At 40.2% G+C, this 7215-nt stretch carries 6 protein-coding genes and 1 pseudogene; all 7 read left to right on the top strand.

The window, feature by feature from the left end; genetic code table 11:
* Positions 1-214: 214 nt before the first annotated feature.
* The 7 genes and pseudogenes from G5A70_RS15215 (at position 215) to G5A70_RS15830 (ending at position 7169) form a co-directional block, all read left to right on the top strand.
* A complete protein-coding gene (locus G5A70_RS15215; RefSeq protein WP_173750302.1) occupies positions 215-1336 on the top strand; it encodes a glycoside hydrolase family 53 protein in 1122 nt (373 codons plus the stop codon).
* A 27-nt stretch (positions 1337-1363) separates the two neighbouring features.
* Positions 1364-2590 (top strand): sugar ABC transporter substrate-binding protein, encoded by a 1227-nt coding sequence (locus G5A70_RS15210; protein WP_173750301.1) that lies wholly within the window; start codon positions 1364-1366, stop codon positions 2588-2590.
* A gap of 14 nt (positions 2591-2604) precedes the next feature.
* Positions 2605-3519 carry a carbohydrate ABC transporter permease gene (locus G5A70_RS15205; RefSeq protein WP_173750300.1) on the top strand — a complete coding sequence of 305 codons (915 nt, stop codon included), beginning with the start codon at positions 2605-2607 and terminating at the stop codon, positions 3517-3519.
* Positions 3520-4365: a sugar ABC transporter permease gene (locus tag G5A70_RS15200; protein ID WP_173750299.1), complete on the top strand. Its 846-nt coding sequence runs from the start codon at positions 3520-3522 to the stop codon at positions 4363-4365.
* A 22-nt stretch (positions 4366-4387) separates the two neighbouring features.
* Entirely contained in the window at positions 4388-6037 is a 1650-nt protein-coding gene (locus G5A70_RS15195; protein WP_173750298.1) for a glycoside hydrolase family 53 protein, read from the top strand.
* A 171-nt stretch (positions 6038-6208) separates the two neighbouring features.
* A pseudogene (locus G5A70_RS16175) lies at positions 6209-6478 on the top strand (ATPase); the annotation flags it as partial.
* A gap of 37 nt (positions 6479-6515) precedes the next feature.
* Positions 6516-7169, top strand: a complete 654-nt coding sequence (locus G5A70_RS15830; protein WP_202031328.1) for a TIM barrel protein — start codon at positions 6516-6518, stop codon at positions 7167-7169.
* The last annotated feature ends 46 nt before the right edge of the window (positions 7170-7215 follow it).

Here is a 7215-nt window from a genome sequence, read left to right as displayed (position 1 = left end):
TAATATCCCCTTATAGGGGGAGAACATGCCACCCGCTAAGCGGGTGGTCATGACTGTGCAGAGGAAAATTGGGTAAAATGCCTGAAAAGAGTAAAAAAAGAAAAAAGAATATATAAATTCTTGACAAAGCAGTAAAAAGTTGCTAATATACTAATAAATAATTTATCAATAAAAAGATAAAAAAATAACTAAAATAAAAGTAAAAGGAGTAAGGATGGAATTTTTAAAGGGAATGGACATTTCCATGCTTTCGGAATTGGAAAAAAAGGGAATTCGATATTATAACCATGGAAGAGAAGAAGAACTTTTGGGTATTTTAAAAGAAAACGGAGTCAATGCAATTCGTCTTCGCATCTGGAACAATCCTTATGATGAAAAGGGAAATCCTTACGGAGGCGGAACGAATGACCTGGCTTCTGTCTTGAAAATGGCAGAGAGAATTAAAGAGAAAGGAATGCAATTTTTCCTGGATTTTCATTACAGTGATTTTTGGACGGATCCCAAAAAGCAGATAAAGCCTAAAGCATGGAAGGAGTTATCCGGAAAAAAACTGGGTACAGCTGTTTACGACTATACCAAAATGGTATTAGAGGAGTTGCAGAAGAGAGACATACTGCCGGATATGGTTCAGGTGGGAAATGAAATCACAAATGGTTTTTTATGGCCGGATGGTCAGCTAAAAGCCTATCGAAATTTGGAAGAACAGCAACCCAAAAGAGAATATGAGTCCATGTTTTTCTTGTTAGAGAGAGGTATACAGGCTGTAAGAGAAGTTGACAGTAACATAGAAATTGTTTTACATTTAGATTTTGGTGGTGATAATGGACTTTATCGTGAATGGTTTGATGAGGCGGAAAAACATCGGTTGGACTATGATATTATCGGGTTGTCCTATTATCCATACTGGCATGAAAATTTAACAAAACTGGAAGAAAATCTGCAGGATATCAGTCAGCGATACGAGAAAGCGGTTTTGGTGGCAGAAACGTCGTATGGGTTCACCCTTGAGGAGAAGGAAGGATGCAGTCTGGTATTTTCAAAAGAACTTGCAGAAAAGGGTGGATATGAACCTGCACCGGAAGGACAGGCACAGTTTTTAAAAGACTTAATTGCGTGCATTGAGCGTGTGAAAAAGAATAGGGGACGGGGATTTTTTTACTGGGAACCCGCATGGATTCCGGGAGGAAATTCAACATGGGCTTCTGTAGAGGGACAGAAATATATGAATGATATGGCGCCTGAGGGCAATACCTGGGCCAATCAGGCTCTGTTTGACTATGAGGGAAATGTGTTACCTGCTCTGGAAATGCTGAAAAATATTCATAAAAATAAATGACCGAGGTCAGAAAGTGAGGAATAAGTTATGAAAAGAAAGTGTGTAGTATGCCTGTTAATTGGAGCTCTTGCAATGACAAATGTGTTAGCAGGATGTGGAAAGGACAGTGAAACTGCAGAAAGAAAGGAAACGGATAAGGGAGGAGATTCCGCTGTCATTTGGACAAATTTGGAAAATGAGGCTGAGACTTTGCAGGAATATGCAAAGAAATGGGAAGAAGAAACGGGAAATAAAGTAGAAGTTGTCCATGAAACCGCGGATATTCAGCAGTTTGCGCAGGCGATTAAAAGTGAAGACGGACCGGATGGCATTTATGGAATTGCAAACGACCAGCTTGCCCAATATATAGATGCGGGTATGGTACAGGAAGTTCCGGAAGAGATTTATCAGGATTCTGATTATACCCCAGCGGCTGTGCAGGCTTGCTATGCAGATGGAAAGCGCTATGGAGTTCCCATTGCAGTTGAAACGAATGCGCTTTTTTATAATACGGAGAAAATGAAAGAAGCACCAGCCACATGGGAAGAGCTTCTCGAGGTGGCAAAAGATAATGGAGGGATTCAGTTTGAAGCATCCAGTATCTATTATGATTTGGGATTTTTGAGGGCGTATGACAGTTATATTTTTAACTACAAAGATGGAAATTATGACGTGGCGGATATAGGATTGGGAAACGAAGGTGCGGTAGAAGCCTACACATTCCTGCAAAAACTCGCGACAGAATACAAGTTTGTCACTTCTGATATTACGAGTGACACTGCAAAAAGTAATTTTCAGAATGGAAATACCGCTTTCTACATTGGAGGTCCGTGGGATATTGAAGGATTAAACAGTGCAGGAACTCCTTTTGCGGTTGCGCCTATGCCGAAGTTAAACGGAAAGGATTTTGTGACTCCGGTAGGAACACAGGTAGGTTTTGTAAGTGCAAAGTCAGACAGCCAGGATATTGTATGGGAATTCTACCAGTATTTGTTGGAAAATTCAGAAGAGGATATGTATAAAGCAGGCGGAAGGATTCCGGCGCAGCTTGCAGCGCAGGAATCAATAGAGAAAGATGCTGCAACGGAAAGTTTTATTACACAAATTTCTTATGGAGAGCCAATGCCTACTGCCTCTGAAATGGGACAGGTGTGGACACCGTTTTCGGATAACATGAAATTAATGTTTAATGGAGAAGTTACGCCAAAAGAGGCAGGAAATTATATTGAAACTCAGGTTGCAGAAGGGATTGAAATGATGAATTCCGGAAAATAAGGAGATGAATCAAAATGCGCAAAAACAGCAAGAAAAAGAAAATTGCATATGCATTTATTGCCCCGGCTATCATTTCTATACTGGTTTTTACTGTAGTGCCGATTATATATACCGTTTTTATATCCTTTACGAACTATAATATGTATCATCTGGAAGATTTTAATATGGTTGGGATAGCCAATTACCTGGAAGTAATTCGGGGAAGCATCAGTAAGGTGTTTTTCCCGGTGCTGGGATGGACTCTGGTATTTGCGGCAATCAGTACGATGGGGGCTTATCTGATAGGTATGGGGATGGCAGTGCTTTTGAATAATCCCCGTATGCGTGAGGCAAAGATTTATAAATCTCTGCTGATTGTGCCGTGGGCGCTTCCTGCAACCATTGCGATTCTGGCGTGGCAGGGACTTTTGAATGAACAATATGGAGGCATCAACAATTTGCTGCATATATTTGGTATCCCGGGGATTCCCTGGATGACAAATGTATTCTGGGCGCGAGTGGGAATTATTATGGTAAATCTCTGGCTGGGATTTCCGTATATGCTGAATGTGTGTCTGGGAGGTCTGCAGTCCATAGATTCAACTTTTTATGAAGCTGCTAAAATGGACGGGGCTTCCAAGTGGCAATGTTTTTGCCGGATTACCTTCCCGGTTCTTACAAAGCTGTCTATTCCGCTCATTGTCTCAACCTTTGCTTCGAATTTTAATAATTTTGGAAATATCTATATGATTACGCAAGGTGGTCCTGCAAGAACGGGTTCTCAGTTTGCAGGAAGTACAGATATTTTGGCCAGTACAATTTATAAGATGACTACATGGTCGAACCGCTATGAATTGTCGGCAACATTGAGTGTAATTTCATTTTTAATTGTTGGAACCTTGACTTTAGTCAATCTACATATGTCCGGTGCGTTTAAGGAGGTGGACTAAATGCAGAGCAAACGTAAAAGCACACAGAAAGAAAACATTTCTTTATGGCTTAGCCGTATTGTAATTTGGATAGTGCTGATTATGGTATTGTTTCCGGCTTTATGGATTGTCATGGCATCTTTTTCAAAGGGGGACAGCTTTTTTATGACTTCACTCGTCCCCAAACAGCTGAGTGTAGAGAACTATGTGAGTTTATTCAGAGAGACAGATTTTGCCTTGTGGGTGTTTAATTCCCTGAAACTCTGCCTTATTGTGGCCGTGATTCAGTTGGTTTTGACAAGCTTATCTGCATACGCATTTTCCAGACTGCGGTTTCCGGGAAGAACGAAGGGGCTTATGGCTTTGTTGGTACTGCAGGTATTTCCAAACAGTATGGCTTTGGCCGGATACTATGTACTGATTTACAAATTTGGACTTGCAGATAATTTTTTAGCGATTATTTTGGTTTTAGCAGCCGGCAGCGCGTTTAATATATGGCTTTTGAAGTCTTATATGGATGGGATACCAAAAGAACTGGATGAGGCGGCTTTTGTAGACGGTGCAGGACACTTTACCACCTTTTTCAGAATTGTGCTGCCTCTGGCTACTCCGGAATTGGTTGTTATTTTTCTGTTTTCCTTCATTGGAACATACAGTGAATATGTGATTAGTTCCGTATTTTTGCAGTCGCCTGGCAATTTTACTTTGGCCATAGGACTGCAATCGTTTATTACAAATCAGTTTGCGGCTCACTGGACCTTGTTTGCGGCGGCGGCTGTGCTGGCATCGCTTCCAATTATGTTGATATTTATGATGCTGCAGAAGTATATCCAGAATGGCTTAACAGCAGGCGGGGTGAAAGGATAAGGGGCGGAAAAGGAGAGTGTTTATGAGAAGAAAGAAAATGAATAAAATATTGTTGGGATGTGTATTGGGAATGTTTCTTTTATCCGGAACAGGTAAGGAAGTAAAAGCAGAACGGATCAATGAAGATTATTCGGATTTTATTCGAGGAGCAGATGTTTCGATGTTGAAAGAAATAGAAGACCTTGGAGGAAAATTCTACGATAATGGAGTTGAAAATGATGCACTGGAGATTATGAAAAATCATGGTGCCAATTATGTAAGGCTAAGATTATGGGTGAATCCTTATGATAGCGAAGGTAACAGCTATGGTGGAGGAAGTAATGATTTTAATACAACTTTAACGTTGGCAAAGCGTGCAAAAGAAAAAGGAATGAAGGTTCTGATTGATTTTCATTTGAGCGATTATTGGGCAGATCCGGGAACGCAGTCAAAGCCAAAAGAATGGGCTGATTTATCTTATGAAGAATTGAAGACAACTTTATATAGTTATATGAAAACAACAATGGATAATTTTAAGAGTCAGGGAGTCATTCCGGATATGATACAGGTTGGGAATGAAACCTCGTCGGGAATTCTCTGGGATGAAGGGAAAATCGGAGGGAATTATACAGACTTTACTCAGCTCGCAGAATTATTGAATCAGGCCATAACAGGAGTTAGAGATTCTGTAGGGGAGCAAACGCAGATTATTCTGCATTTGGATAACGGAGGAAACAATTCGCTATATCGTTGGTGGTTTGACGGAGTAACGAGTTGCGGATTTGATTTGGATTTTGACATTATCGGTTTGACCTATTATCCGATGTGGCATGGAACTATGGAGGATTTGCAGTATAATTTAAATGATATTAGCATTCGTTATGATAAGGATGTAATGATTGTTGAGACAGCATATGCTTTTACGTTGGAAGATGGTGATGGATTAGGAAGCTCTTTTAGTCCGGATGATGAGGTAATCGGTGGTTATCCGGCGTCTGTGCAGGGACAAAAAGATTTTATCCATGATTTGGAATCTGTTATTTTGAATGTTCCGGGAAACCGTGGGCTTGGATTTTTTTATTGGGAACCGGAATGGATACCAGTGGAAGGAGCCTACTGGGGAAGTGAGGCAGGAAAAGAATATATAGAAGATGACGGTATTTTATCTAATCCATGGGATAATCTGGCACTGTTTGATTTTGAAGGAAATGCGTTGGAATCTATAGATGTTTTTCAGGCACCAGAAAAGAATCAAGTGGTAAATCCGGGATTTGAAACTGACGGATATACAAACACTCCAACTGGTTGGAAGGTTTGGCTGGAAGACGGAACCAGTACAGAAACTGTTAAGACAGAAGCAAAAGGAATGGATGGAGAGTATAAATTAACCTTCTGGAATGAGGAAGATTACGGGTGCTCTGTATATCAGACAGTAACAGGTCTTGAAGATGGAACTTATACCTTGTCTGCCTGGGTAATGACGAATGCTGCGCAAAAGGTAAATCAGCTTTATGCTAAAAATTATGGTGGCGATGAGCTGACTCAGACTTTGCCAGTGAGTGATTTAGGTTGGAATAAAGTTGTAATCGACAATATTCAAGTTACAAACGGACAATGCGAAATTGGAGTGTATAGTATAGCTAATGGAGGCGATTGGTGCAACATTGACAATATAATGCTTAGAAAGAAATAAGTTGTTTGAAAGCGGCGAGAAGTTAAAGGGGACTTTTTGCCGCTTTTTCATTTGCACCGCAGAAAAAAGCTTTTCTTGCTATCATTATACATAAAAGTGTGATTATAAAACACAATTATTTTGATAAAAGTGTGAGGGGTGAACCTATGGAACGATTTATTTTGAAAAAGCTACTGGACACAGAGCAATCCTCCGTATGAGGTGGATTTTCTAATCCAGCGAGAAAATGATATTTTCCCTGTTGAAGTTCAATCCGAAGCCAATACATCCAGCAAGAGCCTCAAAAAGTTTAAGGAATTGTTCCCGGAAAAGGTGAAACTCCGTGTTCGATTCTCCCTGGATAATTTGAAGCTGGATGATGATGTACTGAACATTCCTCTGTTCATGGCTGATAAGGCAGATTGGCTGATTGGATTGGCCTTGGAACAGAAAAAGAAATAAAGTTTAGATCATAAATGTCAATAGATAAAAGATTGGTTTGCCGGGATTTTACTTACAGTCAGAACCACCTGTCAGAGGGGGGCTGGGAAGTGAAAACACCTTTGAACAGTGTGTCAGCGAAATGGCTCTTGCAGGATTTACAGGGTCTGAAGTGGGAAACAAATACCCGAAAAATCCAGAGGTTTTGAAAAAGGCTTTAAGCCTGAGAGGAATAGAGATTTGCAATCAGTGGTTTTCTTCTCTCCTTTTGACAAAACCTTTTGCAGAAGTGGAACGCATGATGGAACATACAGACCCGGAATATGTAAACCTTCTGTTTGACACAGGACACTTTGCCTATTGCGGAGAAGACCCTCTGGAGATGGTCGGAAAATATGTGGGAAGAATCAAACATGTACATTTAAAAGATATACGTCCGGAAGTCGTGGAAAAAGTAAAAAAAGGAAATTTCGTAAATCCATCTCAGAAAATGTTTGCTTCATGGGTACAGGCTGTTTCTGTACTGAGAAATATGTGTGCTCATAATTCCAGAATATATAATCGGACAATACATACTACGCCAGAAATCCTGGATACTGATAAAGTGATACCTTCACCGGCACATAATGGTTTATACCAGATTTTACTGGCAATGAAATATCTGAAATCGTCTGCTGGGGAGTGGTCATTATTTGTAGAGGAACTAGTATAGAATAAATTAAATCTCTACTATATATTTTGAGGATAATGTATGGTAA

This window comes from Blautia hansenii (genome assembly GCF_013304445.1).
GTDB lineage: Bacteria > Bacillota > Clostridia > Lachnospirales > Lachnospiraceae > Blautia.
Note: the sequence above shows the minus strand (reverse complement) of the source record. Positions and strands in the feature narration are given on the sequence as shown.